The sequence below is a fragment of the Nonomuraea sp. NPDC023979 genome (genome assembly GCF_040639085.1).
GTDB classification, from domain to species: domain Bacteria; phylum Actinomycetota; class Actinomycetes; order Streptosporangiales; family Streptosporangiaceae; genus Nonomuraea; species Nonomuraea ceibae.
In genome coordinates this window covers 112233-139184 of the sequence record NZ_JBEZZG010000018.1, presented here as the reverse complement: position 1 = coordinate 139184, position 26952 = coordinate 112233, and the positions used below count along the sequence as shown (strand labels likewise).

At 72.2% G+C, this 26952-nt stretch carries 25 protein-coding genes; 12 read left to right on the top strand and 13 right to left on the bottom strand.

Going from position 1 to position 26952, the window contains the following annotated elements; genetic code table 11:
* Positions 1-115: 115 nt before the first annotated feature.
* Both rsgA and AB0G11_RS28470 read left to right on the top strand, forming a co-directional pair.
* Positions 116-1213, top strand: a complete 1098-nt coding sequence (gene rsgA, locus AB0G11_RS28475) for a ribosome small subunit-dependent GTPase A (protein WP_357589526.1) — start codon at positions 116-118, stop codon at positions 1211-1213.
* Between the two features lie 351 nt (positions 1214-1564).
* A complete protein-coding gene (locus AB0G11_RS28470; protein WP_246645136.1) occupies positions 1565-2185 on the top strand; it encodes a phosphoribosyltransferase family protein in 621 nt (206 codons plus the stop codon).
* An 8-nt stretch (positions 2186-2193) separates the two neighbouring features.
* On the opposite strand, the gene AB0G11_RS28465 is transcribed toward AB0G11_RS28470, so the two are convergent.
* The gene (locus AB0G11_RS28465) at positions 2194-2667 is read right to left on the bottom strand and encodes an ATP-binding protein (RefSeq protein ID WP_219506741.1); all 474 of its coding nucleotides are present in this window, start codon (positions 2665-2667) and stop codon (positions 2194-2196) included.
* Positions 2668-2875: 208 nt separating this feature from the next.
* On the opposite strand from AB0G11_RS28465, the gene AB0G11_RS28460 reads away from it, so the two are divergent.
* Both AB0G11_RS28460 and AB0G11_RS28455 read left to right on the top strand, forming a co-directional pair.
* The gene (locus tag AB0G11_RS28460; RefSeq protein ID WP_357589524.1) at positions 2876-3706 is read left to right on the top strand and encodes a helix-turn-helix transcriptional regulator; all 831 of its coding nucleotides are present in this window, start codon (positions 2876-2878) and stop codon (positions 3704-3706) included.
* 125 nt (positions 3707-3831) lie between these two features.
* Complete coding sequence (locus tag AB0G11_RS28455; RefSeq protein WP_219506737.1) at positions 3832-4065, top strand: DUF397 domain-containing protein; 234 nt, start codon at positions 3832-3834, stop codon at positions 4063-4065.
* Positions 4066-4260: 195 nt separating this feature from the next.
* Here the strand turns inward: AB0G11_RS28455 and AB0G11_RS28450 are convergent, their stop codons facing one another.
* The 4 genes from AB0G11_RS28450 to AB0G11_RS28435 form a co-directional block, all read right to left on the bottom strand.
* Positions 4261-4572, bottom strand: coding sequence for a WhiB family transcriptional regulator (locus AB0G11_RS28450; RefSeq protein WP_125634885.1), 312 nt, complete (start codon positions 4570-4572; stop codon positions 4261-4263).
* A 101-nt stretch (positions 4573-4673) separates the two neighbouring features.
* Positions 4674-5588 carry a sucrase ferredoxin gene (locus AB0G11_RS28445; protein ID WP_219506735.1) on the bottom strand — a complete coding sequence of 305 codons (915 nt, stop codon included), beginning with the start codon at positions 5586-5588 and terminating at the stop codon, positions 4674-4676.
* Positions 5589-5641: 53 nt separating this feature from the next.
* Positions 5642-7171 carry a glycerol-3-phosphate dehydrogenase/oxidase gene (locus AB0G11_RS28440; protein WP_357589522.1) on the bottom strand — a complete coding sequence of 510 codons (1530 nt, stop codon included), beginning with the start codon at positions 7169-7171 and terminating at the stop codon, positions 5642-5644.
* Positions 7164-7673 (bottom strand): helix-turn-helix domain-containing protein, encoded by a 510-nt coding sequence (locus AB0G11_RS28435; protein ID WP_357589520.1) that lies wholly within the window; start codon positions 7671-7673, stop codon positions 7164-7166. Before AB0G11_RS28435 ends, AB0G11_RS28440 begins: the two co-directional genes overlap by 8 nt.
* Positions 7674-7704: 31 nt before the next feature.
* Between AB0G11_RS28435 and AB0G11_RS28430 the strand changes: the two genes are divergently transcribed.
* Entirely contained in the window at positions 7705-9279 is a 1575-nt protein-coding gene (locus AB0G11_RS28430; protein WP_357589566.1) for an FAD-binding oxidoreductase, read from the top strand.
* Here AB0G11_RS28430 and AB0G11_RS28425 read toward each other — a convergent pair.
* Positions 9276-9683: a hypothetical protein gene (locus AB0G11_RS28425; RefSeq protein ID WP_357589518.1), complete on the bottom strand. Its 408-nt coding sequence runs from the start codon at positions 9681-9683 to the stop codon at positions 9276-9278. The two genes, AB0G11_RS28430 and AB0G11_RS28425, sit on opposite strands and share 4 nt — an antisense overlap.
* Before the next feature lie 132 nt (positions 9684-9815).
* Between AB0G11_RS28425 and AB0G11_RS28420 the strand changes: the two genes are divergently transcribed.
* Positions 9816-11300 carry a metallophosphoesterase gene (locus tag AB0G11_RS28420; protein ID WP_357589516.1) on the top strand — a complete coding sequence of 495 codons (1485 nt, stop codon included), beginning with the start codon at positions 9816-9818 and terminating at the stop codon, positions 11298-11300.
* A gap of 30 nt (positions 11301-11330) precedes the next feature.
* Positions 11331-12884 (top strand): bifunctional 3'-5' exonuclease/DNA polymerase, encoded by a 1554-nt coding sequence (locus tag AB0G11_RS28415; RefSeq protein WP_357589564.1) that lies wholly within the window; start codon positions 11331-11333, stop codon positions 12882-12884.
* 18 nt (positions 12885-12902) lie between these two features.
* On the opposite strand, the gene AB0G11_RS28410 is transcribed toward AB0G11_RS28415, so the two are convergent.
* From AB0G11_RS28410 to AB0G11_RS28400, 3 genes are all read right to left on the bottom strand, one after another.
* Complete coding sequence (locus AB0G11_RS28410) at positions 12903-13109, bottom strand: transposase (protein ID WP_357589562.1); 207 nt, start codon at positions 13107-13109, stop codon at positions 12903-12905.
* A gap of 197 nt (positions 13110-13306) precedes the next feature.
* Entirely contained in the window at positions 13307-13912 is a 606-nt protein-coding gene (locus AB0G11_RS28405; RefSeq protein ID WP_357589514.1) for a hypothetical protein, read from the bottom strand.
* An 832-nt stretch (positions 13913-14744) separates the two neighbouring features.
* Entirely contained in the window at positions 14745-15704 is a 960-nt protein-coding gene (locus tag AB0G11_RS28400; RefSeq protein WP_357589512.1) for a hypothetical protein, read from the bottom strand.
* A gap of 458 nt (positions 15705-16162) precedes the next feature.
* Here AB0G11_RS28400 and AB0G11_RS28395 point away from each other — a divergent pair, with 458 nt between their 5' ends.
* The 5 genes from AB0G11_RS28395 (at position 16163) to AB0G11_RS28375 (ending at position 21524) form a co-directional block, all read left to right on the top strand.
* Complete coding sequence (locus tag AB0G11_RS28395; RefSeq protein ID WP_357589510.1) at positions 16163-17734, top strand: FAD-dependent monooxygenase; 1572 nt, start codon at positions 16163-16165, stop codon at positions 17732-17734.
* A 529-nt stretch (positions 17735-18263) separates the two neighbouring features.
* Positions 18264-19688 (top strand): hypothetical protein, encoded by a 1425-nt coding sequence (locus tag AB0G11_RS28390; RefSeq protein WP_357589508.1) that lies wholly within the window; start codon positions 18264-18266, stop codon positions 19686-19688.
* Positions 19689-19919: 231 nt separating this feature from the next.
* A complete protein-coding gene (locus tag AB0G11_RS28385) occupies positions 19920-20255 on the top strand; it encodes a hypothetical protein (protein ID WP_357589506.1) in 336 nt (111 codons plus the stop codon).
* Positions 20225-20722 carry a hypothetical protein gene (locus AB0G11_RS28380; protein ID WP_357589504.1) on the top strand — a complete coding sequence of 166 codons (498 nt, stop codon included), beginning with the start codon at positions 20225-20227 and terminating at the stop codon, positions 20720-20722. The genes AB0G11_RS28385 and AB0G11_RS28380 overlap by 31 nt, the downstream gene beginning before the upstream one ends.
* Positions 20723-21215: 493 nt before the next feature.
* The gene (locus tag AB0G11_RS28375) at positions 21216-21524 is read left to right on the top strand and encodes a hypothetical protein (protein WP_357589502.1); all 309 of its coding nucleotides are present in this window, start codon (positions 21216-21218) and stop codon (positions 21522-21524) included.
* Here the strand turns inward: AB0G11_RS28375 and AB0G11_RS28370 are convergent.
* The 4 genes from AB0G11_RS28370 to AB0G11_RS28355 all read right to left on the bottom strand — a co-directional run bounded on the left by AB0G11_RS28370 (position 21521) and on the right by AB0G11_RS28355 (position 26950).
* Entirely contained in the window at positions 21521-22435 is a 915-nt protein-coding gene (locus AB0G11_RS28370) for an IS5 family transposase (protein WP_357589500.1), read from the bottom strand. The two genes, AB0G11_RS28375 and AB0G11_RS28370, sit on opposite strands and share 4 nt — an antisense overlap.
* A 106-nt stretch (positions 22436-22541) precedes the next feature.
* Entirely contained in the window at positions 22542-23825 is a 1284-nt protein-coding gene (locus tag AB0G11_RS28365; RefSeq protein ID WP_357589498.1) for an MFS transporter, read from the bottom strand.
* 63 nt (positions 23826-23888) lie between these two features.
* A complete protein-coding gene (locus AB0G11_RS28360) occupies positions 23889-24701 on the bottom strand; it encodes an MOSC N-terminal beta barrel domain-containing protein (protein WP_357589496.1) in 813 nt (270 codons plus the stop codon).
* Positions 24702-24724: 23 nt separating this feature from the next.
* Complete coding sequence (locus AB0G11_RS28355; protein WP_357589494.1) at positions 24725-26950, bottom strand: serine/threonine-protein kinase; 2226 nt, start codon at positions 26948-26950, stop codon at positions 24725-24727.
* Positions 26951-26952: the final 2 nt, after the last annotated feature.

Below are 26952 nucleotides of genomic sequence, written 5' to 3'. Positions count from 1 at the left end.
GGATCGAGAAGGAGGTGAGGACCCATGCGGATTGTCCTGTGCTGCGTGCCGTCCGACATCCTCCGGGGACTCCTCTAGTCACCCGGCATTCCTTCTCCGCCAAAGGTGTAATCCGTTGCTTCACGATCTTTCCCTGCTCGGCTGGACCGCGTCCCGCGCCGCCGAGCTGCCCGACGGCGCCGTACCCGGCCGCGTCTCGCGGGTCGACCGCGGCGCCGCCGAGGTCATCGCCGCCGACGGCCAGCACAACGCCCGCTACGGCGCCCGCGTGCGCCGGGCCGCCGCCCAGGACCCCGTCGCGCTGCCGTGCGTCGGCGACTGGGTGGCGCTGCGCGCGCTGCCCGAAGGCCGCTACGAGCTCGACGAGGTGCTGCCCAGGACGACCGCGTTCGTCCGGGGCGGCGTCAGCCGCGACTCGCGCGGCGGCCTGTCCGGCGACGGCCAAGGCCAGGTGCTCGCCGCCAACGTCGACATCGTCTTCGTCGCCGAACCGTCCATGCACTCCACCGACTACGCCGACCTCGGCCGCATCGAACGCCTCGTGGCGCTCGCCTGGGAGTCCGGCGGCACGCCCGTCGTGCTCGTCACCAAGGCCGACCTGTTCGAGCAGGGGCTCGACGAGCTCCTGACCGACGTGCGCGCCGCCGCCCCCGGCGTCGACGTGCACGCCGTCTCCTCGCTGCGCGGCGAGGGCGTCGAGCTCGTACGCGGCTACCTCGACGGCTCCCGCACCGCCGTCATCCTCGGCCCGTCCGGCGCGGGCAAGTCCACGCTCGTCAACGCCCTCGCCGGCGACGGCGTCATGGACACCCAGCAGGTACGCGCCGCCGACGGACGCGGCCGGCACACCACCGTGCACCGGGAGCTCATCCCGCTGCCCGGCGGCGGCCTCGTCATCGACACGCCCGGCATCCGGCGGGTCGGCCTGTACGAGATGAGCGAGGGCGTGGACCTCGTCTTCGCCGACCTGGAGGAGCTCGCGTCCCGCTGCCGCTTCCAGGACTGCGGGCACGACAGCGAGCCCGGATGCGCCGTGCTGGCCGCCGTCGACTCCGGCGAGCTGCCCGAACGGCGCCTGCAGAGCTGGCGCAAGCTCCAGCGGGAGGCCGCCTGGATGGCCGCCCGCACCGACGCCCGCCTCCGCAAGGACCTGCAGAACCGGTGGAAGGTCATCCACAAGGAAATGCGCCGCTCCGGCCGCAACCGCCCCTGACCCCACCCGGCAAGGTACACACCCGCGGAGGGGCCGACCGCCCCCGGGCCGGTCGCCCCTGGGAGGTTCGCCCCCCGGGACGGCTGCCCCGGGAGGGCCACGCCCCCAAGGCGGGGCCGTTCTCCGGGAGGCGCTGCTTTCAGGGGGTGCGCTCCCGTCGGAAAGGGGTGATTCCGCCGGGGGCTATCCGACAGAACGGCTCCTTCCGGCAAGGGGTGCTTTCTCCGTCTCTGAGGGAGTGGGTCCTCCGTGAGAGGGGCTTTCGGTGGGCACGGCCCGAAAGGGCAGGCGTCCAAAAGGTGGGATCGTGGGAAGTGGGGTGTTGCCGGGTACGGGGGACGTATGGAGCGGATGTTCGCCGATCGGGCCGAAGCCGGGAGGTTGCTGGCCGAGCGGCTGGAGGTGCCCGAGCCGGTGGTGCTGGCGCTGCCGCGCGGCGGGGTGACGGTGGCCGAGCCGATCGTGCGGCGGCTGGGCGGGACGCTGGACGTGCTCGTCACCCGTAAGATCGGCTACCCGCCGCAGCCGGAGCTGGGGGTGGGGGCGATCGCCGAGGGCGGTGAGCCGGTGTTCGACGGCGCGCTGCTGGCCCGGCTGGGGCTGACGCCGGGGGCGCTGGCCGAGGTGGTGGAGGCGGAGCGGCGTGAGCTGGCCCGCCGGGTGGCGGCGTACCGGGGGGATCGGCCGCTGCCGGAGCTGGCGGGGCGCGAGGTGGTGGTGGCCGACGACGGGCTGGCGACGGGGGCGACGGCGCGGGCGGCGCTGCGGGCGGTGGCGGCGGCGCGCCCGGCGCGGGTGACGCTGGCGGTGCCGGTGGGGGCGCCGGAGACGGTCGAGGCGATGCGCCGGGAGGCGGACGAGGTGGTGGTGCTCATCGAGCCGCCCGACTTCCGGGCGGTGGGCCAGTGGTACGCGCACTTCGAGCAGTTGTCCGACGCCGACGTGCTGGACGTGCTGGACCGGAACCGGTGAGGGTGACGTCAGGCGGGCAGGACGGCCCACACGATCTTGCCGGGGCCGCCCGGGGCGACCCAGCCCCAGCCGGAGCAGAGCGCTTCGACGAGCCGCAGCCCGCGCCCGTACTCGGAGAAGATGTCGGCGCCCGCGGGCGACGGCGGCGTGGAGCTGTAGTCGGTGACGACGCACGCCACCTCGCCGCCGTGGCGCAGGAGGCGGAGCTGGATGGCGCCGCCTCCGTGGCGCATGGCGTTGGTCACCAGTTCGGACACGACCAGGGTGGCGTCGAAGGCCGCCCGCTCCGCCCCCCACGAGCCGAGCGTGCGGTCGACGAATCGCCTGGCCATGGCCACGCACCCGGGCTCGAACGAGCTGAGTTCGTGAAAGGGGAAGACCGCGTCGCCGTCGCCGGTGCGGCCGTCCAGCATCGCGGACGTCAGCCACGCCGGCGGCCGGGTGGCGCTGGAGGCTTGCGGCCGGGCGTCGAAAGTCGTCATCCTTGGCCCCCGAGGCGCGGTTTCTGGTGATCCATTCCCCATCTTTACGACCGTGCGGCACAGATGCAAGACTTTTCGATGTTTACCGATGCAGAATGCATCTGCACGTGCAGATGATCTGGGAGCGATGGACGTGAGCGCAGAGAGTGCCGAGAGTGCCGAGGGTCTCGGAAGCACGATCCTGAAGCATTCGACGGGGAGCCCGACGGTGCTGCGGATCCTGCTGGGGACGCAGCTGCGCCGGCTGCGCACCGAGCGCGGCATCTCGCGCGAGGACGCCGGCTATTCGATCCGCGCCTCCCACGCCAAGATCAGCAGGCTGGAGCTGGGCCAGGTCAGCTTCAAGGAGCGCGACGTGGCCGACCTGCTGACGCTGTACGGGGTCACCGACCCGGACGAGCGGGCGCCGCTGATCGCGCTGGCCAAGCAGGCCAACGCGCCGGGCTGGTGGCACAAGTACGGCGATCTGCTGCCGAGCTGGTTCGAGGTGTACATCGGCCTGGAGGGCGCCGCCTCGGCCATCCGCACGTTCGAGAACCAGTTCGTGCCCGGTCTGCTGCAGTCGCCGGCCTACGCCCGGGCGGTGATCGAGCTGGGCAACGAGCGGGCGGCCCCGGACGAGCTGGACCGGCGGGTGCAGTTGCGGGTGGCCCGCCAGCGGCGGCTGACTGGGGACGACCGGCTCAACCTGTGGGCCGTGATCGACGAGGCGGTGCTGCGTCGGGCGCCTGGCGGCCCGGAGGCCATGCGGGAGCAGATCGAGCATCTGCTGGCCATGACGGCGGAGCGCAACGTGACGGTGCAGGTCATGCCGTTCGACCGGGGCGGGCACGCGGCGGCGGGCGGCTCGTTCAGCATCCTGCGCTTCCCGGAGCGCGAGCTGCCGGACGTGGTCTACATGGAGCAGCTCACCAGCGCCCTCTATCTGGACAAGGCGGCCGAGTCCGAACATTACGTCAAGGTGATGGACCGGTTGAGCGTGCAGGCTCAGGAGCCGAAGGAGAGCAGGCGGTTCCTCGAGAGCCTGCTTGACCGGTGAAAACGCGTGTGATCCACGGCATAGCGGATTTTTGGTCATCCCGTATATGGCGATGGGCTCGTCACCGTATTGTCTGCTCGTAAGCACGGATGCACGTGCATCCGTATGGCCGAGGAGCTGCCCCCATGCTTGAGTTCCGCAACGGAACGCCCGCGCGTCGTCTTCCCGTCGTCTGGCGCAAGAGCGCGCGCAGCAATCCCAACGGCAACTGCGTCGAGGTGGCGCCCCTGCCCACGGGCGAGGTGGCGATGCGCAATTCACGCTTCCCGGACGGGCCGGCGCTGGTCTACACCAGGGCAGAGATCACCGCATTCGTCCTCGGGGCCAAGGACGGGGAGTTCGACGACCTGCTGGTCTGAGCCGGTCTGAACGAGGGCATGCGAAAGCCGCCGTCCGGGATTGGACGGCGGCTTCGTCGTGCGCGGGGTGAGCTGCCTGATCAGGCAGTTGTCCCGACCGGGTTCGCCGGAGCCTGAGCGCGGTGTGCCAGGCTCCGGTTCATCGGGACAACTGCGTGATCACGCGATGATCTGCGCGGGGAATGCTGCCGGGTGTCAGGCGGCGGAGATGCCGGCGCTGGCGGCGCGGCGCATGCGACGGCGACGCTCGGAGGCGCGCTCGTCCTCGTTCAGGCCACCCCACGTGCCGTACTTCTCCGGACGGGACAGCGCGTAGTCCAGGCACTCGTTGCGGACCGGGCACCCGGCGCAGATCGCCTTGGCCTTCCGCTCACGTACGTCACGCTCGGGCTGCCGCTCTCCGTCAGGGCCGAAGAAGAGCACGAGGTCCTCACCCCGGCACGCGGCATCATCCTGCCAACCCCAGCTGGGGCGCGGGCGGGCGAGCTGCCGACGTACCTGAGACATGAGAAAACCACCTTCTTGAGAGGTATTTCGGTAATTGAGCCGCATTGGACGCTTTCGGCGTCACTGTTCCAACGCAAAGCGAGACCGTGATGTTCCCTTGGTCAGGTGAGGGCTGGCGTGGCGTACCGCACAGGCGTGAGCCTGTCCAGCGAAACCAGCCGGTAGGTGGTGATCGTCTCGGCGCAACCCGTGCCACACGGCGCTTGGCACGCCGATGGCTTGACCACAACCTGGAACCGGACGTCTCCGCAGCGCACGATGGCTTCGGTGACGTCGCCGTCCGACCTTGAGGATTCCACGGCCACCGCGCCGACGGAGCGCTCTCCCGTATGGGCTCGGGCGAAGTGCTCCACGGCTTGCAATGGCTCAGGGATGCCTGCGCGTCCCCGGAGACGGTCGAGAATGACCTCGCCCGACCGGTACGCGTCTGCCGCTGCGATCGCAGCAGCCTGAGACATGCTGCCGTAGAAAATTCCGTGTGGCAAGCACACAAGGTTGGCGGCGTAGCGATCGCCGCCAACGTGTGACGTTTCCCACACTCTGTCCGGCAGAAAATCCGCCAGCGACCGAGCGAGGGGCAATCCAATGCGGGCGCAGCACGCGTTGCGCTTGGCGTGCGTGCACACCAGAAATACCGGCTCGTCTTCAAGTATGCAGGACTCGGGGACCACTCCGGCCACCAGCGCGTCCAGGTCAAGATCGTCAGGACCTGCGACGACACCGCTGGCCAGCCAGGGCGCGTCTCCGACCCCGTACGCCAATAGCACACGGATGTCCCGGTTCCGTGGGCGGGTGCGGCGTCCGGGACGGCGGATCAGCTGCGGCCTGATACCGCGTTCGAGGGCTCTGGTGACGAGTTTGGCGATGTTCTCAGGAAGTTCTGAGCTTTCCAGGCGGGCCGGCCACGGGCCCTCGTGCTCGACGAGCAGCCACAGCCTGGCCCCCACCGTCGCACTGGCCAGGGTGGGTATGCCACCGGTGTGGCACCCCTCCGCGTGTTCACAGCCCTTCGCCACACCGTCCCCCTTCCGCGAATTAGGTAAGACTAACCTAACGGGATGGCGAGGTGTCAGGCGATCGCCGATTCCGCCGCTCCGGCCGCCGCCTGCCGGTCCTCCGGCACCAGCCCGAGCCGGGTCCGCCGGTCGAGCAGGTCGGCGGCGTCGAGCGCGCCCTCGTGCCGCGCCGACCACAGCAGGTCGCCCGCGCTCAACCCGAGCCCGACCGGCTCCGGGTGGTCGCGCACGAGCGGCCACACCGCCGCGGCCTCGGCCCCGTAGCGCTCGGTCAGCCGCCGCCACGTGCCCGCCGCCCCCTCCGGCACCGACGACGGCCGCCGCGCCGGCCCGGCGCCCACCAGGGGGAGCGAGGCCGTGCGGCACCGGCCCGCGCGCAGCCCCGCCAGCTCCGCGGCGCGGTCCACCGCGTCCTCGGCCATCCGCCGGTACGTCGTCAGCTTGCCGCCGACCACCGTGACCACGCCGTCGCCCGCGAGCACCGCGTGCCGCCGCGACAGGTCGGCCGTCCGTCCGTCGGCCGCCAGGAGCGGCCTCAGGCCCGCGTACGCGCCCGCCACCGCCTCCCGTGTCACCTCAGCCCCGACAACCCCGTTCAGCACCTCCAGGAGCGTCCTGACGTCCTCTTCGGGCGCCTCGGGCACGTCGGGCACCGGCCCGTCCACCGCCACGTCCGTCAGCCCCACGTGCACCCGGCCGTCGGGCTGCGGCAGCACCAGCGTGAACCGGTTGCGCTCGCCCGGGATCGGCACGTGCATCCCGGCGTACATGCCCGGCAGCGTGCCCGGCCGCAGCACCAGGTGCGTCCCGCGCGAGGGCCGCAGCCGCACCGACGGGTCCAGGCCGCCCGCCCACACGCCCGTCGCGTTGATCACCACCCGGGCCCTGATCGCGAACTCGCGCCCGGTCAATTCGTCCCGCACCCGCGCGCCCGTGCCGGTCAGCTCCAGCGCCCGGCACCGGGTCAGCACCCGCGCGCCCTGCCCGGCCGCCGTCCTGGCCACGGCCACGACCAGCCGGGCGTCGTCCAGCAGCCGCCCGTCCCACGACAGCAGCCCGCCGCGCAGGCCCTCGCCGTCCAGCGCCGGGACCAGCCGCCGCGTGCGCTCCGCCGTCAGCCGCGACGGGCCGGGCAGCAGCCGCCGCGGCGTGCGGGCCGCCGCGCGCAACCCGTCGCCCAGCCGGTAGCCGGCCATCACCAGCGCCTGCTGCCGCCGCGACACCTCCCGCGTCAGCGGCAGCACGTACGGATGCGCCCGGACCAGGTGCGGGGCCGTGCGCCTGAGCAGGAAGCCGCGCTCGACCGCGCTCTCGTACGCCACCCCGACCTGGCCCTTGGCGAGATAGCGCAGGCCGCCGTGGATCATCTTGGAGCTCCATCTGGACGTGCCGAACGCCAGGTCGTGGGCGTCGATCGCCGCTACGCTGAGCCCCCGGGACGCCGCGTCCAGCGCCGCCCCCGCGCCCGTCGCGCCCAGCCCCACGACGAGCACGTCGACCCGCTCCTCCGCCACGAGCTCCAGTTCGCGGCTCCTCCTGCCGGCGTTCAGCGAGGTGTCCGGCGAGGTGTCTCGCTTAGTCAACGTAACCCTCCAGCAGTGTGCGCAGTTCGGCGTCCAGCTCGTCGAGCGTCACCGGGTCCAGCATCGTCGGCGCCGACAGCAGCCACGCCTGCGCCACCAGCAACACCGCCCGCGCCTTGCGGGCGTCGCCCAGCGCGGGCTCCAGCGCCGCCAGGGCCGCCTCGTGGCTGGCGCCCCGCCGGTGCAGCAGGTAGGGGAGCAGCAGCTCCGGGTCCGCCTCGACGATCTTGCGCCACAGCGGGTGCTCGCGCAGCCGCCGCACCCCGGTCACCACGGCCGTCACCGGGTCCGACAGGTCCAGCCCGGCGATCGCCGCCACCCACTCGCGCGTCATCAGGTCCGCGACCAGCGAGCGCACGTCCGGCCAGTGGCGGTAGATCGTCATCCGCGACACCCCGGCCCGGCGCGCCACGTCGGTCAGCGTCGTGCGCCGCACCCCGTAGGCCAGCACGCAGTCCCGGGCCGCGTCCAGGACGCCCTCATTGTGACGAATCGACGGCATGTGTCACAGTGTATGCGTGCCAACCGAACCCATGCTCTGGTCAGGGTGGGGCGACCCCGCCAAGGCCCGCGACCTGCCCGAGGAGATCACCCGGCTGCTGGGCGACCTGCTCGGCGTGCGCGCCCCGGCCGAGCCCGCCGCCACCCTGGAGTCCGTACGCCTGCCGCCCGTCTCGCTCGCCCCACGGCTGCTCACGGCGCTGGCCGGCCTGGTGGGCGCCGCGAACGTCGACACCTCCCGCGAGGCCCGCGTCCGGCACACGCGCGGCAAGTCCACCCCGGACCTGCTGCGCCTGCGCGCCGGCGACGGCGCGGACGCCCCCGACGCGGTCGTGCGGCCGGGCGGCCATGACGAGGTGACGGAGGTGCTGCGGCTCTGCTCGGCCGAGCGCGTCGCGGTCATCCCGTTCGGCGGCGGCACCTCGGTCGTCGGCGGCCTGGCGTCCCCGGGCCCCGGGTTCGCCGGCGTGATCAGCCTGGACCTGGGCCGGATGGACCGGCTCACCGGCGTCGACGCCGAGTCGATGATCGCCACGTTCGAGCCGGGCGTGCGCGCGCCCGAGGCCGAGCGGCTGCTGGCCGCGCACGGGCTCACGCTGGGCCACTTCCCCCAGTCCTACGAGTACGCGACGCTCGGCGGGTTCGCGGCGGCGCGCTCCAGCGGACAGGCGTCGGCGGGCTACGGCCGCTTCGACGACATGGTCGCCGGGCTCACCCTCGCCACCCCGGCGGGCACGCTGGAACTGGGCCGCGCCCCCAAGTCGGCCGCCGGGCCCGACCTGCGCCAGCTCGTCCTCGGCTCGGAGGGCGCGTTCGGCGTCATCACCTCGCTGCGCCTGCGCGTGCGCCGCCTGCCCGCCGCCCGCGGCTTCGAGGGCTGGCGGCTGCCGGACTTCGGCACCGGCGCCGCCGCCCTGCGCGCGCTCGCCCAGGGCGGCGCGCTCCCGGCGGTCCTGCGGCTGTCGGACGAGACCGAGACGATGATCGGCCTGGCCCGCCCCGACGCCATCGGCGGCGGCGACACCGGCTGCCTGCTGATCGCCGGCCACGAGACGCCCGCCGGCGGCTCCGCCGCGCTCGCCGAGGCCCGCCGCGCCGAGGTCGCCGCCGTGCTGGCCGGCCTCGGCGGCGTGCCGCTGGGGGAGGAGCCCGGCGAGTCGTGGGCGCGCGGCCGCTTCGAGGCGCCGTACCTGCGCGACTCGCTGCTCGCCGCCGGGGCCACCGTCGAGACGCTGGAGACGGCCGGCTTCTGGTCCGGCCTGCCCCGGCTGTACGACGCGGTCCGGCTGGCGCTGCTCGGCGCGCTCGGCACGCCGCTGGTCATGTGCCACATCTCCCACGTGTACGAGACCGGCGCGTCGCTCTACTTCACCGTCGTCATCGCCCAGGACGGCGACCCGGTGGCGCAGTGGGAGCGGGCCAAGCGGGCGGCGAACGAGGCCATCGTGACGGCCGGCGGGACGATCTCCCACCACCACGGTGTGGGCCGCGACCACCGTGACGCGCACGCCGCCGAGGTGGGCCCGCTCGGCTCGGCGATCCTGCGCGCGGTGAAGGCCCAGGTGGACCCGGCGGGCGTGCTCAACCCCGGGGCGCTGATCGCCTAGGCGGGCGGCGTGTGGCCGTCGGCCTCCGACAGGGCCGCGGCGGCGTCGCCGTAACGCTGGAGCGACTCGTACACCTCGGCCAGGCACGCCAGCGACAGCACCAGCGCGGGGCCGCCCGCCTGGCGGGCCAGCTCGACCGACTCCGCGGCCAGCGGCAGCGCGTCGGCCGGGCGGCGGTGGCCGAGGTGCAGGCGGGCGGCCGTGCGCAGCGCGCGGGCCAGCAGCGGCGTGTGGGCGGGGTTCTCGGCCACGAGGGCGCGGCTCAGCGCGACGGCCCGGTCGGCGCTGCGCAGCCCGCCCCCGCCCCACCTGCGCCGAGTCGTCGCGTAGGCGAGCAGGCCCTCGACGGCCTCGACCCCCGTGGTGCCCCGCCGGAGCGCGTCATCGGAACCGTTCCGGGCCATGGGAGCCCTCCTTGGCGACGACAACCGCTTGCTTGGGGCGATTGAGGTTACACCATGGCGCACCTTCTGTGGCGGGTACGGCACGCTCCGTTTCAGGATGCGCTTCCCGGGCGGCACGGCAAAGATGTGGTCATGGTGGAAATCGCGGCAGAACGGGGGAAGCAGGCGTCCTCCCGGGTGTCCGAAGAGGGCGCCGGTTGGGCCTGCCAGGAGATCGGCACGTACGCCGGACTGCGGCCCGACCGGCAGGGCTTCAGCTGGCTCGACTTACGCACGCTGTGGAGGTCAAGGAACGAGATCCTCGCCGGCCTGTTCGGCGACCCGTCCGGCGAGGTGCGCCGCCGGTGGGTCGCGGCGCAGCGCGAAAGCGGCGCCGGCGACAGGTTCGCGATCACGCCGGGGCTCGGCGACAGCTTCAGCTTCCTGCTGCTGGGCGACACCGGCGAGGGCGACGCCTCCCAGTACGCGGTCGTCCCCGGGATGCTCAACATCGGCGCAGGCACCGCCTTCGCGGTGATCGCCAGCGACGTCGTCTACCCCGCCGGGTCCGGCAACGAGTACCGCGACAAGTTCTTCCGCCCCTACAAGGACTACGACGCGCCGATCTACGCCATCCCCGGCAACCACGACTGGTACGACGGGCTCGGCGGCTTCATGCGGGTCTTCTGCGACGCGCCCCCGCTCAAGCCCAGGCCCGACCGGGGGCTGCGCGGGCTGCTGTGGCGCAAGCCCGAGACCGTCGACGAGAGCGCCCTGGCCGAGGCCCGCGCCCTGCGCGGCAAGCCCGCCCAGCAGGCCACCCAGCCCGGCCCGTACTGGGTCATCGAGAGCCCGTCGCTGCTCGTCGTCGGCGTCGACACCGGCATCAGGGGCGCGATCGACGCCGAGCAGGCCGACTGGCTGCGCCGCGTCTCCCTCGATCCGCGCCCCAAGATCCTCGTCACCGGCAAGCCGATCTACACGCGCAACGACTACAAGCCCTCGCCCCTGGAGGGCGGCGGCACGATCGACGACATCGTCCGCGACCCGGCCCACCGCTACGTGGCGGCCATCGGCGGCGACGTGCACAACTACCAGCGCTACCCGGTCAAGGTCGGCGACCGGGTCATCCAGTACATCGTCTCCGGCGGCAGCGGCGCCTTCATGCACGCCACCCACACCATCCGGCGGGTCGACGCCGGCGGCGTGCACGAGGACGACTTCCGCTGCTACCCGCTGCGCGGCGACTCGCTGTCGTTCTACAGCCAGCTCTACGCCAGGCGGCTGCGGATGAAGTGGATCTACCTGACGCCGGACGAGGCCGCCTGCATCATGTCCGAGCAGATCAAGAACACCCCCGTGCGCCCGCTCGGCCAGGTCACGGTGACGCGGCGGATGCGGTGGGCCGCGCGGCTGCTCGGCTCCTGGCCGTGGCCGTTCCGGCTGCCGGTGGGCCAGGTCTTCCACCGCTACCTGTCGGAGTTCTCCGACTGGGACACCCCGCCGTTCTTCAAGCAGTTCCTGCACCTCTCGGTCACCCCGGACCGGGTGACCATCCGCTGCTTCGCCGCCACCGGATGCCGCAAGCAGGAGGAGGACCCGCCGCTGGAGGACGAGGTGAGCATCGCTTTGTCGTAGCCGCCTGGCACTCTGGGGGGCGTGTACGCGGTGGTGGCGGGAGAGACGGTCCTGCGGATCGGCGAGGCGCCCCTGCCGGGCCCGCCGGCCCGGGCCGTGCGCGAGCTGGAGCGGGAGCGGCCGCGCTGGGTGTGGGCCGACACGCGCGAGTCCTACCCGCCGCTGCTCACGGCCGGGGTGCGGGTCTCGCGCTGCCACGACCTCGCCCTCACCGAGGGCCTGCTGCTCGCGTACGAGGGCCGCTACGGCGAGCCCAGGTCGGCCAGGGCCGCCCACGCCAGGCTGCGCGGGCTGCCCGTGCCCGACGACCAGCCGAGCGTGCCCGGCACCCTGTTCGAGCCCGAGCCGCTGCCCGCCGAGGCGGTCGCCGAGGTGCTCGGCGACCAGCTCCGCCGGATCGAGGCGCTGCCCGACCCCGGGCGGTTCCGGCTGCTGGTGGCCGCCGAGTCCGCCGGGGCGCTGATCGCCGCCGAGATGGGCCACGACGGCATGCCGTGGCGGCGCGACGTGCACGACGCCCTGCTCACCGAGCTGCTCGGGCCGCGCCCGGTCCACGGCATGCGCCCGGCCCGGCTGCAGGCGCTGGCCGACGAGGTGGCGGCGGCGTTCGGCCACCCGGTCAACCCCGACTCGGTGCAGCAGCTCGTCAAGGCGTTCAAGGGCGCGGGCGTGGCGCTCAAGACGACCCGCTCGTGGGAGCTCAAGAAGATCGACCACCCGGCCGTCGCGCCGCTGCTGGCCTACAAGGAGCTGGCCCGGCTGTTCAGCTTCCACGGCTGGGCGTGGGCCGACCAGTGGGTGCGCGGCGGGCGCTTCCGGCCCGAGTACGTGGTGGGCGGCGTCGTGTCGGGCCGCTGGGCGACCAGCGGCGGCGGCGCCCTGCAGATCCCCAAGGTGATGCGGCGCGTGGTGATGGCCGACGACGGCTGGACCCTCGTCGTCGCCGACGCCGCCCAGCTCGAGCCCCGGGTGCTGGCCGCGATGGCGGGTGACGCCGGGCTGGCCAGGGCGGCCGGGGAGATCGACCTCTACGCGGCCCTCGCCCAGGCGTTCGGCGGCGAGCGCGACCACGCCAAGATCGCGATGCTGTCGGCCATGTACGGCGGCACCAGCGGCGACGCCGCCAAGCTGCTGGCTGTGATGCGCCAGCGCTTCCCCCGGGCCTACCAGTTCGTCGAGGACGCGGCCAAGGCGGGCGAGGACGGGCGGGTGGTGCGGTCCTGGCTCGGGCGCACCAGCCCGCCGCCGTCCGGTCGCTGGCGGGAGCTGGTGTCCGGGCCCGAGGGCGGCCGGGCGGCCCGCGACCGGGGCCGCTTCACCCGCAACTTCGTCGTGCAGGCCACGGCCGCCGAGTGGGCGCTGGCCCTCATGGCGGTGCTGCGCGGGATGCTGCCCGACCCGGCCAGGCTGGTGTTCTTCCAGCACGACGAGGTCATCGTGCACTGCCCGCTCGACCGGGCCGGCGAGGTCATGGCCGCGGTGTCGGCCGCCGCGGCGGAGGCGAGCAGGCTGCTGTTCGGGCCGACCCCGGTCCGCTTCCCGATGGAGACCGTCGCGGTGAGCTGCTACGCCGACGCGAAGTAGCCGGTCCTAGGCCGTGTCTCAAAGGATCGTGAGCCAGTCGTTGATGGCAGCGATGTGGACGGCGGCTTCGTAACGGACGGCGAGTTTGTCGTACCGGGTGGCGATGCCGCGATGGCGTTTGAGCCGATTGATGCCGCACTCGACAGCTGAGCGGGCGCGGCAGTCGGCCGCATCGAAGGACGGAGGACGCCCACCGCGGCTGCCGCGCCGCTGTCGGGCGGCGATGCGGTCGGCCGGCTCGGGAATGGTGCACCGGATCTTGCGAGCGCGCGCGACCCACTGACCCCTGAACGGTCATGTCCCGTCTCATTCGGGTTGAGGCATGACGTCTCTCTTACCTGCGGTGCCTCATGATCAATGAGACAACTCCGCAGTTGGCTGTCTCGCTGATCCTGAGGCAAATCGATGGAACTGAGCTGAGATCACTCACACATGGTCAGGAGGCGGCTGATGCTCTCCGCAGGCTCTTCTCCCTCGGTGTAGAGGACTGTCGTCGCAAGAACGCGGTTTCCCGGATCGTGCACCCACTGGAAGAGGAAGTCGTGCCCGTCTCCGCTGATCCAGTCGGTGCCCTTCGAAGCGAGGCTGCGCCGGCGCAGAACCTGAACGGATCGTTCATGGTCAGGGGAGGGCAGCACAAGCACCACATGGCCGACAGGGCGAAGCGCGGCGAGAACGCGCTGGAACAACTCGGACTGCGTGTAGTGGCTGTGGCCGGCCCCCAGGGAAATGATCGCGCCTGGGTAGTCGGCCACGATGCGTTCCACGGCATGAGCGCGCGCGGGTTCCCACTCCTGCTCGGCTGCGACTCTGCCCACGGCCTGGATTCGAGTACGCAGCTTGTCCATGCTCCATCCCACCTCGGCGTAATAGCTCTCACCGAGTGCGTCCACGTCGACAAAGCTTCTTCCTGTTGCTAAGGCCAGTCCGTTGCCCAGGGTGCTCTTGCCTGCCGCGGCCGGACCAATGAGGATCATCCACGGGGTTGTGTGCATCCGTACATTCTCATCCTGCGGGTCGATCCGCACACTTTCGTGATCATGTCTCGGATGCGTGAGACGAACGGCTGGATGCCTCAGTTCATTGAGGCTGCCTCACCCTCAACGAGACAGGACAGGTCAGCGCCCGGGTTGTGTACGCGGGAAACGATCATTTTCTGCTTGGGAAGCGATCTTCTCAAACCCTCTTGCACCCCAGGCCAGCCGTGTTCGTGAACACCCCTTGAGGAAGGCCTCGTGTAGTCAGCGCGGCCCTTCCCGCGGTTGCGCAGGCGTCGGAAGACGAGCAGCAGAGCGAAGGTCTGTTCGACGACCTCAGCGGCGACCCAGCGATGGGGTACCCGGCGTCACTCTTCCTGCTGCCGGGATTGAGTTCGTCACCCGGGACCCTGACAGCGCCGGAGTGCTACATCACGGTCACGCCGATCCGGCTCAGCGATCCTGAGCACGCCGCCCGCGGCTGGGCCCTGGTCGTCGCGATTCAGGCACCCTCCACCGACCGCTCCTGATCGTTCCTGGAGACAGCGCGCCCCCACTCCCTCACCTCTACGCTAGCCGCGTCAACGCAGGGCCGTGCCCTCAGATGGCATCGACACGTGCCTGACTCGCCCGAGCACAGACCCGCCGCTGCGACCCCCATCAGGTCCACTGGCTGGAGCAGGCCCCCCTCACCGGGTGGCGGGCACGGCAGCCGATGGACTTCGGTCAGGAGTCGGCCGAGCAGGCGCAGCGTGTCGCGGCGCGGGACGTGGCCGTCCTCGGCCAGGTCGTGCAGGGTCGGCGCGAGATCACGCATGATCAGCGCTGTGGCGTCCGCTTCGGGAACGGGGCCGCCGGCCAGCGCGTCCCCGGAGCGGTTCAGTCACGGACTCCATGTCATGGTGGCGTACACCCGATCGAAGCGTCCCGCCTCCAGGTCCTGCCGAGCGATCGACCAAGAATATTCGGCCCATTCCATGCCGCGGATGTAATGCCACCACTGGGCGAGGCACACCCAGTCCTCGGGGCCTATGCCCGTCTCGGATTGCGGCAGCTCGCCTGGCGCCTTCGCCTGCGTTGCCTCCCGTCCCGCCTTTACGGCGGGGTCCTCGTCGTGGTACTCGTCCCTGGCGTATCCACCCAGCTGAAGCCCCGGATGGAAGACGTCGTTCGCCTCCAGCCAGACGTCAACCAGTTCGGCGGCACAGGGATGCCCCGGGATCCGCTTGCGAGCGTGAGCAGACCCTGGGTCGTGGACCTCCGAGTGGCAGGGAAGGGAGATGTCGCTGCTCAAGCGCAGCTGACCCGACGGGTACTCCGCCACGCCGTGGTACTCGTAGACCGGATCCCAGCGGATGTGCACCTGGCGTTCCTCGACGGGCGTACCGGCAGGGACGTAGAGCGCACTGCCCAGCGTCTCCTCGCCCATCATGTCAGGGTCGGGGCAGGCGAACAGCAGCAGGTGGCCGTCGGGCGGCAGCGGAAGGTCTGTCGCCTCCTCAGGCAGCGCGGCGAGATCGACGGTGGCGGCGAGTTTGCACCAAGGATCGGGGACATCGGCGGGGAGCAACAGGGCACCGCCGAGCCGGCCCACCACCGGCCCGTCACCTCCCACCGATCTCAGTGTCGCGCACGGTCGCGCGGTGCCCGTCCACCGTTCGACATCGTCCAGAGGGATGCCCTTCGCCAAGGCTCTTTCACGGAACCGGCCGAGCTTGTCCAGCATCTCAGGGGTCATGCGAATCTCCATGAGGTCAAGGCCCGGCTGCGCGGCGTGCTTCGTGTCGGTCGAGCGTACTGGGTAGTTAGGTCCCATCAGCTCCGACGTGACGTCACCCTCCATGCCTGGAGATCGATCAGCACGGGTTCGAAGGTTCCTGACACCACCACCAGGCGCGGGCCGATGCATTGCTCGAGCTGATCGACGCGCTGTTGTGCGCCGAGGCCGGTGTGCTCACCGGTCGATCTGACCTTGTCGCCGGAGTACCGGCGTGGGCACGGCGCCTTGTATGGCGGGCTCAACCACGGCCGTCTGGACGTGAACCGGCTGCGCGAGGTGCTGGCCGGGCTGTTGCCGCCTGGCCGGACGGGCGCATCGTCCTGGCGGTAGATGTGTCGCCGTAGCTGTGTTCGGACGCCGCCTGCTCGGCCGAGCGGTTGTTCTGCCACGTCCACGGCCGGCCCCAGAGCGACGCTCTTCTGCGGCCGGGCCGGGTGGTGACGCGGTTGACGAGTGGGCGCTTGCCCACTATGAATGGGCAAGCGGTCACTTCAGCGCCGCCATGAAGGGAGAGCCTGTCCATGGACACTTCGGAAATGATGGATGTCGTCATCGTCGGCGCGGGGCCGGTAGGACTCACGCTGGCCTGCGAACTTGCCCGTCGCGACGTGCGTGTGCGGATCATCGATCGTGCCGACACCTACCCGGCCGGAACGCGGGCCCGCGGCGTCCGGGCCCGTACACAGGAGGTGTTCGAGGACATCGGCGTGCTCGGCCGCCTGATCGAACGGGCCGAGCCGCCTCGCCCCACCCGCTTCTACGACGCGCAGGGCGCCGTGGTGCGCGAGGCGGTGATGTACGACGCGCCCGCGGTGCCCGGCGCGCCCTACCCGGGCAGCCTCATGGTGGGGCAGCAGTTCACCGAAGCGGCCCTGCGCGAGCTGCTGGCGTCGCTCGGCGCCCGGGTGGAGCTCGGCGGCGAACTGGTCGGGCTCGCACAGGATCGCGACCACGTCACGGCATCGGTCCGGTTCGACGGGCAGCGCCATCACATCCGGTCGCGCTACCTCGTCGGATGCGACGGAGGCGGCAGCACCGTACGCAAGCAGGCCGGGATCGACTTCCTCGGGGAGACGTTGGAGCGGCAGCGGATGCTGTTCGGCAATCTCAGCGTCGACGGACTGGACGACTCGGTCGCGCACATGTGGGCCACCGGCCCGGGCGGCATGCTGACCCTGGCCCCGATGCCCCGCAGCGGGACCTGGTTCTTCACCGCGCCGCTGCCGCCGGACGGCCAGGAGCCGTCCTCGGTCTCGCTGGAGACCTTCGCCGACATCTTCGCGCAGCGGGTCGGGCTGCCCGGCGTGCGCTTCCGCGACGCGGTCTACCTCTCGGTGTACCAGGTCAACATCCGCATGGTGGACCGGTATCGGGAGGGCCGCGTCTTCCTGGCGGGAGACGCTGCCCACGTGCACACACCCGCCGGCGGCCAGGGCATGAACACCGGCGTTCAGGACGCCTACAACCTCGGCTGGAAGCTCGCGCACGTCCTGCGCGGAGCTCCCGAACCGCTGCTCGACACCTACGAGGAGGAGCGTCTGCCGATCGCCGCGCACGTCCTGGCCTCGACCACCGCCCGGGGCAGGTTCTGGGCCGGCGGCGACGCCGGACGCGTGTCGGAGCGCATCGTTGGCGCGTTCCAGGGCCAGGACCCGTTCAGCGACGTCAGCCAGCTGAGCATCACCTACCGGGGCGGCAGCCTGGCACGTGACCTGGACGAGGCGATCGGCATCCGCGCCGGCGATCGCGCCCCGGACGCCCACTGCGCCGAGCCCGCGACCGGCGAGCGGGTGAGGCTGTTCGACCTGTTCCGCGGCAAGCACTTCACGCTGCTCGTCTTCGGCCCCAAGCCCGCCCCCCGGGTGGGACGCGCCGATGTGCACACGTATCGCATCGTCCGCCCGGGCCTCCCTCACGGCGACGGCGAACGCGTGCTCCTCGACCCAGAGGGACAGGCCCACGACCTCTACGGGGTCGACGGCGACGGCCTCGTGCTGATCCGCCCTGACGGCTATGTCACCCTCGCAGGAGGCGACTGGGACGGCCGATCAGTGTCCGGCCACCTCGAACGCACGATGGCGTCTCCGGCCTGATCACGCAGGTCAGCAGGGTTGCCGCGACGGGGAACGCGGTCGCGTGGAAGGCATGGGCATACCGTCATGGATGTCGAGCCGGCAGCTCGCTCCCGCGGCCGACGCGGCCCGTGCGAGTAGCTGCGCGTCGTCGAGGACGATCTCGATCCCCGAGGTGCCCCCGGTCACGAACGCCCGCCGCCCCGCGAACTCCCCGCTCATGTACGCCGCTCCTCAGGTCGTGCCATCAACGTCGATCCGCTCCAGTCCGCGCGGCAGCGCCTCACATCCGTCGCCTACGACGCGCTCCGGCGGGACGGTGGAGGGCCCGGCGGAGGCTTTCGTCGTTTCGATTGCCGGAAGTGAATCTAGGAGGGGGCGGCGGCGTCTTTCCCCCGGGGAGACCGGGTTGCTTGCATTCCGGACGCCAGGGCTACCGGGCTCTGCGACCCTGGTCGCAGAGCGGTCGCGAGGGTCATACCGAGGTCGCGCACGGCTCTCCGCATTGCGGCCGTTGCCCGGCTGGGATCGCTCCGAAACGATGATCAACATGACCGTGTTCTTCGGCCTGTCCTTTGCGGAGCTCTCGGCCTTGGCGGCCGCCGTCGTGCTGGTGCTGGCCCGCTGGCTGCCGCCCGGCGCGCGCCGGGCCTCGGCGTGGGCCGGCGCGGCGGCGTTCGCGGCGGCCGCGATCGTGCTGGCCGTGCTCGGGATCCGCTGGCAGCTCGTACCCGTCCTCGCGGGCGGGGGCACCGCGCTGACGTTCGCCGCCTTCTCCGTGCTGAGGCGGCGTGCCGGGCGGCCCGTACGGCGGGCCCGGTGGTGGCTGGCCCTGCCGGGGACGGCGGCGTGCCTGGCTCTGATTCTCGCCGGCGCGGTGGCGGCGTGGGCGCTCCCCCGGCCCCTCTTCCCCGAGCCGTCGGGCGCACATGCCGTCGGCACCACCGTCGTGCAGTGGACCGACCCCGATCGAACGGAAACCGCCACGTCCCGAACCGAGGACCAGCGAACGGTCGTCGTCCAGCTCTGGTATCCCGCGCAGCACGATCCTGCTGCCCGGCGGGCATGGTACCTGGGCCGTACGCCGCAGGAGGCGCAGCTCGTCGCCCAAGGCCAGGCCGGCTACCTCGGCCTTCCAGGCTTCATTCTCGACGAGGCGGCACGCGCCCACACGCGCTCGGCGCCCAATGCCCCGGTGGCCGCCGGGGGCGGCCGGTTCCCCGTGGTGCTGTTCTCGCCCGGGCTCGGCGGCGTCCGCACCCAGAGCACCGCCTGGGCCGAGGAACTGGCCAGCCGCGGCTACGTCGTGGCCGCCCTCGACCACCCCTACGACTCAGCGGTCGTCACCCTCACCGACGGCCGTACAATCCGCACCAGGGTCGCGGCCACCGGCGACCAGACGGAGGACAACAGGCGCGCGGCCGGGTGGACAGCGGTCAGGGCCGCCGACCTCAGCTTCGTCCTCACCCAGCTCGGCCGCCTGGACCACGGGGAGATACCGGGCCTCCTGACCGGGCGGCTCGACATCCGCCGGGCCGCGGCGACCGGCCACTCCCTCGGAGGCGCCGCCGCCCTGCAAGCCGCCCGCCAGGACCCCCGGTTCGCAGCCGTCATCGACATGGACGGGTTCCCACGAGACCCCACGCCGCAACCGTTCGACCAGCCCGTGCTCGCGCTCACCCACGACGTGAAGCCGGGCGAGGAGCCAGGCTACCTCCCCCGCCTAACGCAGATACTCCAGCTCAGCACGGCGACAAGCTACCGGCTCACCGTCCCCGGTTCGGCGCACCTCACCTTCACCGACGCTCCGCTCTTCTTACCGCCGTTGCCCGCGCTCGTCGGCTCCCTCGGCCGGACCGCCGGGCTGCGCATCACCGCGGCGGCCACCGCCGCCTTCCTCGACGCGGCACTGCGCGGCAAGCCCGGCGACCTGGCCGCGACCCTGTCCGGGTACGGCCACCTGACCGTTCTTTAGGCATCGTGGTCATGCAGCCCATGGCCTTCGCGGCCGTGGCGGCGCTTGGGCCTTTGGGAGCCGTACGCTCCGCTGCACTGACAGGTTCGCCGGTGCCAGCGGCGTTCCTATAAGCGATGCGTCAAGCCTGGTGAGGGACATCGCCGCGGCGATGAGAAGGTGCCGGAGGTGGTCTTGGCGGTCCCGCGAGGGGCGTGGAGCACGCCGGGACGGGGGACATCGATCCGGCCCGTGTCACCGTCTTCACCGCGATCCCGCGCTCCGGGCCTGGCACAGGAGCTGGACGACCTGATCCAGGCCATCGAGCGCGCGGAGCGGGATCCGGACCCGGTGCCCCCACCCGCCGCCCGGGATCCCCGGCCCGCGCCCGTGGGAGCAGGCCACGAGGCTCTGAGCGAGTTGCGCGCCCAGCTCGACCGGCAGCGGGACGACCTGATGGCCCGCATCCGCCGGCAGCGCGGGCTCCAGGACTTCCTCCTTCCGCCACCGACGCCCGGCTGCGGCGGCAGGCGGCCGAGGGGCCGATCGCCTGCGTCGTGGCGCACCCCGGACATGGCAGCGCGCTGATCGTCGCCGACGGCCAGGACGCGCCGCTGATCGCCGTGGACCTGCCCCTGCCCACCCAGCAGGCGGTGGACGAACGCGTCGAGGCCCTGAGGGAAGCTCGGCTCGCCGCGATCATGCCGGGCTTGGTCCGCGTGCGGCAGCAGGCCCAGCAGGACATGTTCGGCATCCTCGCCTCGCTGTGGGAGGCCGTAGCCGCACCGGTCCTCGACGCCGCCTGGGCAGACGTCGCGCGGGAGAGCTCGTCAGCCGCCACCACCAGCGGATCGGTGGCGAGTGGCGAGTGCATCCTGATGTACCCGCCCGGGATTCCACCGGGCGCGGCGCCGGCTTCTGCCCGTCCGTGGAGATCATCACCGCAGCCGGACACGAGGTGGACATCGTGGCGTGGCGGGCGGCACGCCGCCGCACGATGGCGCGGAGCCGGGCCGATCCGGCGCAGGGCCGCTTCCTCAGCACGCTCGGTGTGACACCTCCAGCGGCCGGCGCGGACGCCTCCGCCTACGACGCGAGCTTCTTCGCCGCCCGATCGCCTTGCGCTGTCGGCGGATCACTCGGGCGAACGCACTTCAGCGTTGAACGCCACGCCTTGACGGCAGGATCATCTGACCACAACGCGGAGACGGCTGGCCGACGCAGCGACGGCCGGCCGGGACCGCGGAGTTGTACGCGCAGGTGGGGATGGCGGAGGGGGCGGGGCACGCGGCCGGTCACGTCGTCATCGTGGACGACATTAGGTGCGTTCCACCACCGGGTCGGTGACGGTCCTGCCCGGCTCCTACTTGGAGGTGGCTCCCGCGTAGCGTTGCGGGGTGCCGGGCGTGGTCCGGAGTCGGGAGTCTCCTGTCACGGGGCTGCGACTCAAACCCATGACTTGGTAGCTCTCGGTCACGTAACTGTAACTCTATGTAGTCATCTGTGGCATGCTGGTGAACGATCAACCAAACACAGGAAGGAACCCCCATGAAGCGCCTGCCACAGATCGCGATCGCCGCCACCGCCGCCGCCATCGCACTGGCAACCGCAGTACCCGCCCAAGCCGCCACCGGCCAAGTCGTGGTCTTCAGCCACGAGTTCCAGCCGCTGGCCGTCTTCACCGACCCCTCCGGCTGCCACAAGCTGCCCATCGGCGCCCACCAGGTCAACAACCAGACCGACGGGGACATCCGCATCTACGCGGACCCGCTGTGCCTCATTCCCCAGGAGCCCTTCTCCACCATCAGGCCCGGCTACGGCGCCCACGTGGCCAACGTCGGCTCCTTCAGCTCCTAGGGCCTGTCTCCAAGGATCGTGAGCCAGCCGTGGATTGCGGCGATGTGGACGGTGGCTTCATGGCGGACGGCGAGTTTGTCGTACCGGGTGGCGATGCCGCGATGGCGTTTGAGCCGGTTGATGCCGCACTCGACAGCTGAGCGGGCGCGGTAGTCGGCCGTGTCGAAGGACGGTGGGCGGCCACCGTGGCTGCCGCGCCGTTGGCGGGCGACGATGCGGTCGGCGGGTTCGGGGATGGTGCATCGGATCTTGCGAGTGCGCAAGTGCTGCCGGATGGCGCGGGAGGAGTACGCCTTGTCGGTGCGGACGATCTCGGGTCGGGTGCGTGGGCGGCCGGGCCCGAGCCGGGGCGCCTTGATGGCGGCCAGGACCGCAGGGAACTGGGGCGCGTCGCCGCGCTGCCCGGCCGTCATCACCAGGGCGAGCAGGCGCTGGCCCTGCTCGCAGGCCAGGTGCAGTTTGGTCGACAGGCCGCCCCGGGAGCGTCCGAGTGCGTGATCGGCGGGTTCCGATCGCAGTCCGCCGGGAGGTTCGTTCTGGCGCTCGCCGTATCGGGCTGCACCGGCCGCGTGCTGATGGGCTCGGCAGACGGTGGAGTCCACCCAGACCTGCCAGCCGATCAGACCTCTGTCGTCAGCCAGGGACTGCAGCCGGGTCAGGATCTGCTGCCAGACACCGGTACGTTGCCGCCGGCGGAAGAGGCTGTAGACCGCCTGCCAGGAGCCGTAACACTCGGGTACGTCCCGCCACGGCGCGCCCACTCGTACCCGCCAGCGGATGCCGTCGATCAGCTGGCGCTTGCTCCACCGCGATGGCCGACCTGGTCTTTTGGGCACCGGCAGCAGCGGTTCCAGCCGCGCCCACTGTGCATCGGTAAGGTCGAATCGCCGCGTCACCGCCAAGGTGGCCACGAGGTCTCCGGGGTATGAGGTTCTTCTTGGTCGTTGAACCCTTTACCGGAGGCCTCCCTGCGTATCTGGCTACGACACGCCGTTGATCAACACTTCGAGACAGGTCCTAGGCGGGCGCCGCGTCTTCGGCGCGCCGCCGGACGACCACCAGCCAGAGCCCGGCCGCGGTCACCATCACCCCGACCACGAGCCCGAGCACCCCGTATGACAGGCCGCCCACGATCGCCCCGGCGATGATCGTGCCGGTGGCGCCGCACACGTTCATGAGCAGGTCCGACAGGCCCTGCACGGCGGGCCGGGCCTCCAGCGCGACCGACTCGCTGACCAGCGCCGACCCCGCCACCAGCCCGCACGACCAGCCCAGCCCGAGCAGGAACAGCGCCAGCGTCACCTGCCACACCCGGTGCCCGGCCGTGCCCGCCAGCGCCGCCGAGGCCAGCAGCAGCCCCATGCCGAGCATCAGCACCGGCACCCGGCCCGCCTTGTCGGCCAGCCAGCCGACCACCGGCGACATCATGTACATGCCGGCGATGTGCAGGCTGATCACGATGCCGATCACGTCCAGGGACGAGCCGTCGTGGTGTAGCTTCACCGGCGTCATCGACATGATCGAGACCATCGCCGTGTGGCTGACCGCGATCATCACCAGCGCGTTGCGGGCCATCGGCGTCGTGCGCAGCGTGCGCCAGGCGGTGCGGACGGTCCGCTTGCCGCCCTGGCCCGTCGGCTGCGTGCCGTCGAGCTCGCGGGCCAGCCTGAGCGGGTCGGGGCGCAGGCCCGCCAGGATGATCACCAGCGCGACCGCGAACGCCAGCGCCGCGAACGCGAACGGCCCGGCCTTCTCCACCAGCCCCAGGCTCTCCATGCCGATCCGGTCGGCGGGCTCGGCCAGGTTCGGGCCCGCCACCGAGCCGAACGTGGCCGCCCAGACGACCAGCGACAGATGCCTGGCCGCGTGGCCGGGCGGCGACAGGTCCGTGGCCGAGTAGCGGGCCGCCAGGTTCCCGGCGCTGCCGCCGCCCACCAGCACCAGGCCGGCCAGCAGCAGCGGCCAGTTGCCGATGCTGATGGCCGCCACCGAGATCACGCAACCGAGCAGTGCCGCCAGGTAGGCCAGCGCCAGCCCGGCCCGGCGTCCGCTGCGGCCCGCGGCCTTGGCGGTGGGCAGGGCCAGCAGCGCCGCGCCGAGCACGGTGGCGGTCCCGGCGAAGCCGCTGATCACCGTCGAGCCGGACAGGTCGTCGACGACCACCGAGCTGAGGGCCAGCCCGACGGCGACGCCCACCCCGCCCACGATCTGCGCCGCCGACAGCACGACGAGGACGCGGCGCTGGATGCCACGGATCCGGCCAGGGGACGAAATTTCAGCATTCGGGGGGGCGCTGGTCACCCGTGAAGTCTCGCATAACCCCAGAGATGGCCCCAAACAGGACAGTCGGCCGTCCCGATGCGCTCAGAGCACCGTCACCCGGTCGCCCTGGCGGATCGTGCCCGTGCCGTCGGGGATGAGGTTGAGCCCGAACCAGGTTTTGCCGTCCCACCGGCGGTGCCGGGCCAGCGTGCGGATCGGCTCCTTGCCCTTGGTCCACGTGTCGGGGTCGACCGTCGTCAGCACGCACCGGTCGCACAGCTTGACGCCCCTGAACTCCACCTCGCCGATCCGGACCCGCTTCCACGCGTCCTCGGCGAACGGCTCGGACCCGGAGACCACCACGCTCGGCCGGAACCGGCGCATCGACAGCGGCCGCGGCACCGGCTCGCCCAGCTCGGCGGCCGTGGCCGCCACCCAGGTGTTGAGCTGTTCCAGCGACGCCGTCGTGGTCAGCAGCAGCGGGTAGGCGTCGGCCAGGCTCACCCGGTCGTCCGCGCGGCCGTAGGCGGGGTCCACCGGACGCCGGGTCGGGTCGTCCAGCCAGGCCAGCCGCGCCGGCCGGCCGATCAGCGCCGTCAGCCAGGCCGCCGCGTCGTCGCCGCAGTCGGTCACCTCCACCGGCGGCCCCCACACGCTCACCATGACCCGCGCCGCCGTGGGCGTGACCCGCAACGGGGCGGCGCCCGGGGCCGTCAGCGTGATCGTGCCGCCGTCCGGCCGCGCCACGCACGACAGCATCACCGGGAACTCGCGCGCCGTCAGCGGCTTGCCGGCCTCGTCCACGACCAGGTAGCGCCGGTCACCGGCCAGCCCCCACGGCTCCACCTCGGCACTGCGCAGCTCATGACCGGTGGTGGACTTGACCGGATAGAAGTAGATGTTCGCCAGCTCCATGCCGCGACCGTAACAGGGGGCGATCAGGTGGTCTCGCGGAAGGTGTCCAGGAAGACCTTGCGGGTGTCCGCCTCGTCGTCCCACCGCAGCTCGGGCATCGTGAACGCGATCGTGTACGCGGTCCGCTCGTCGATCGTGACGTGCCTGGTCAGGGCGTGCATGGGGACGCCGTTGCCGGTGGTGTAGGTGTACTCCCAGTCGGCCGCCTTCCAGCCGCGGTACTTCACCGCCTGGAGCTGGACCTGGATGTAGGCGTCGACGCCGCCGTCGGCCTCGCGCCGGGTCAGCTCCGACAGGCCGCCGTCGGCCTGCGGCGTCGCCTGCTCCACCTCGATCGTCAGGCCCGAGTCCTTCGGGCCGGTGAACGTGGCCTCGTCGCCCGATGACGTCAGCTTCCAGCTGTCCGGCAGCGCCACCGTGAACCCGGGCGGCGTGTGCTCCCGGTAGCCGTCGGGGACCGGAGAGGGGGCGGCGTCGGCGGCGCTCGCCGTCGGGGACGCGCTCGCCGCCGGCTCCGTTGTGCCGCCGGTGGAGAGCAGCACCAGCGCCGCCACGACGGCGACCACGGCGGCCACGGCCGTGAGGAGCAGCAGCGGCGTCGGCCTGCCGCCGCGCACCCAGGCGTTGCCCGAGTCGTCCGGCCTGCGCCTGCTCCTGGTCTGGCGGTGCGCCACGCCCGGCAGCGTGGCCAGGCGGCTGTGCGGCATCTCGCGCGACAGGTCCCTGGACTGATCGCGCAGGTCGTCGGGGGAGGCCAGCGGCCACGGCGCGGACCTGCCGGCGGTCCGGCTGTCGCTGGTCAGCGGCAGGATCGGCGGTGCGGACGGCTCGTCGTCGTCCACGTTCGGGTAGCCGCCCAGCGGCGGGTTCGACGGGCCGTCGAGCAGGCCGCGCGCCACGAACGGCGTCTCCTGCGGCCCGGGCGTCTCCTCCGGCATCCGCTGCGGCCCGGACGTGTCGTGCAGGCCGGACATGTCGGGGATGCGGTGCGAGCCCGACGCAGGGTCGGGCAGCGGGTACGAACCGGACGAGGGGTCGGGCAGCGGGTACGAGCCCGACGAGTCTTCGGGGACGCGGTGCGGTCCTGAGCGGCTGCCGAACGCGTCGAAGCCGTCCGCCACCGGCGGCTGCCTGAGCTGGTCGGTCGGGTGCCCGCCGGCCGGGCCCGCCACCGCGTACCCGCCGGACGAGCTGCCGAGCGGATCGTACGGGACCCGTACCGGACCCGACGGGGTCTCCACGATCCGCGACGGCAGCGGCCCGGACGGCGGCTCCGACGGCGGCCCGGACGGCGGCATTGACGGCGGCTCGCCCGCGCCGAAGTCCGGGTCGGGCGGCAGCGGCGGGGGCGGCGGCACGTCCGGCACGCGCGGACGCGCCGAGCCGTGCGCGCGCAGCACCCGCTCCAGCTGCTCCACCACCTGGTCGGAGGTCAGCCGCTCGGCCGGGTTCTTGCGCAGCAGCCCGTCGATGACCGGCCGCAGCGCGCCCGCCCGCTGCGGCGGGTTCGGCTCCTGCGTGAGGACCGTGCCGAGCACCGCGATCGCGTCCGGCCCCTCGTACGGCGGCCGCCCCTCGACCGCCGCGTACAGCGTCGCCCCGAACGACCACAGGTCGGCCGCCTGGGTCAGCGGCTGGCCCGACAGCCGCTCCGGCGGGATGTAGGCGGGCGAGCCCATGAGCAGGCCGGTCTGCGTGATCGTCACGTCGCCCTCGATCGCGGCGATGCCGAAGTCCGTCAGCACCACCCGGTCGGCGGTGAGCAGCACGTTGCCCGGCTTGATGTCACGGTGCAGGATCCCGGCCGAGTGCGCGTGCCGCAGCGCGTCGAGCACCCGGATGCCGATCTCGGCCGCCTGGACCACCGGGAGCGGGCCGCCCTGCCGCACCGCCTGCTCCAGCGACCAGGCGCGGACCAGCTCCATGACGATCCACGGGCGGCCGTCCTCCTCGACGACGTCGTGCACGGTGATGATGCCCGGGTGCGTGAGCCGGGCCGCCGAGCGCGCCTCGCGCAGCATCCGCCGGTGCGCCACCTGCTTGCCGGCGTGGTCCAGGCCGAACGGCAGGATGAGCTCCTTGACCGCCACGTCCCGGGCGAGCAGGACGTCGTGGGCGTGCCACACCATGCCCATGCCGCCCCGGCCCACCGGCGACATCAGGCGGTAACGGCGGCCGATCAGGCGGCCCTGGCTCTGTGAGGCGCCGCCCTCGGCGCCGGGGCCGCTGAGTACGCGGTCGGCTGCCATGT

Coding starts and splice junctions, on each gene's coding strand:
- AB0G11_RS28395 (WP_357589510.1), top strand. CDS start 16,163: ATGGACACTTCGGAAATGATGGATGTCGTCATCGTCGGCGCGGGGCCG.
- AB0G11_RS28375 (WP_357589502.1), top strand. CDS start 21,216: ATGAAGCGCCTGCCACAGATCGCGATCGCCGCCACCGCCGCCGCCATC.
- AB0G11_RS28360 (WP_357589496.1), bottom strand. CDS start 24,701: ATGGAGCTGGCGAACATCTACTTCTATCCGGTCAAGTCCACCACCGGT.
- AB0G11_RS28425 (WP_357589518.1), bottom strand. CDS start 9,683: ATGGCCCGGAACGGTTCCGATGACGCGCTCCGGCGGGGCACCACGGGG.
- AB0G11_RS28420 (WP_357589516.1), top strand. CDS start 9,816: ATGGTGGAAATCGCGGCAGAACGGGGGAAGCAGGCGTCCTCCCGGGTG.
- AB0G11_RS28455 (WP_219506737.1), top strand. CDS start 3,832: ATGCTTGAGTTCCGCAACGGAACGCCCGCGCGTCGTCTTCCCGTCGTC.
- AB0G11_RS28390 (WP_357589508.1), top strand. CDS start 18,264: ATGACCGTGTTCTTCGGCCTGTCCTTTGCGGAGCTCTCGGCCTTGGCG.
- AB0G11_RS28400 (WP_357589512.1), bottom strand. CDS start 15,704: ATGGAGGGTGACGTCACGTCGGAGCTGATGGGACCTAACTACCCAGTA.
- AB0G11_RS28435 (WP_357589520.1), bottom strand. CDS start 7,673: ATGCCGTCGATTCGTCACAATGAGGGCGTCCTGGACGCGGCCCGGGAC.
- AB0G11_RS28450 (WP_125634885.1), bottom strand. CDS start 4,572: ATGTCTCAGGTACGTCGGCAGCTCGCCCGCCCGCGCCCCAGCTGGGGT.
- AB0G11_RS28355 (WP_357589494.1), bottom strand. CDS start 26,950: ATGGCAGCCGACCGCGTACTCAGCGGCCCCGGCGCCGAGGGCGGCGCC.
- AB0G11_RS28465 (WP_219506741.1), bottom strand. CDS start 2,667: ATGACGACTTTCGACGCCCGGCCGCAAGCCTCCAGCGCCACCCGGCCG.
- AB0G11_RS28470 (WP_246645136.1), top strand. CDS start 1,565: ATGTTCGCCGATCGGGCCGAAGCCGGGAGGTTGCTGGCCGAGCGGCTG.
- AB0G11_RS28430 (WP_357589566.1), top strand. CDS start 7,705: ATGCTCTGGTCAGGGTGGGGCGACCCCGCCAAGGCCCGCGACCTGCCC.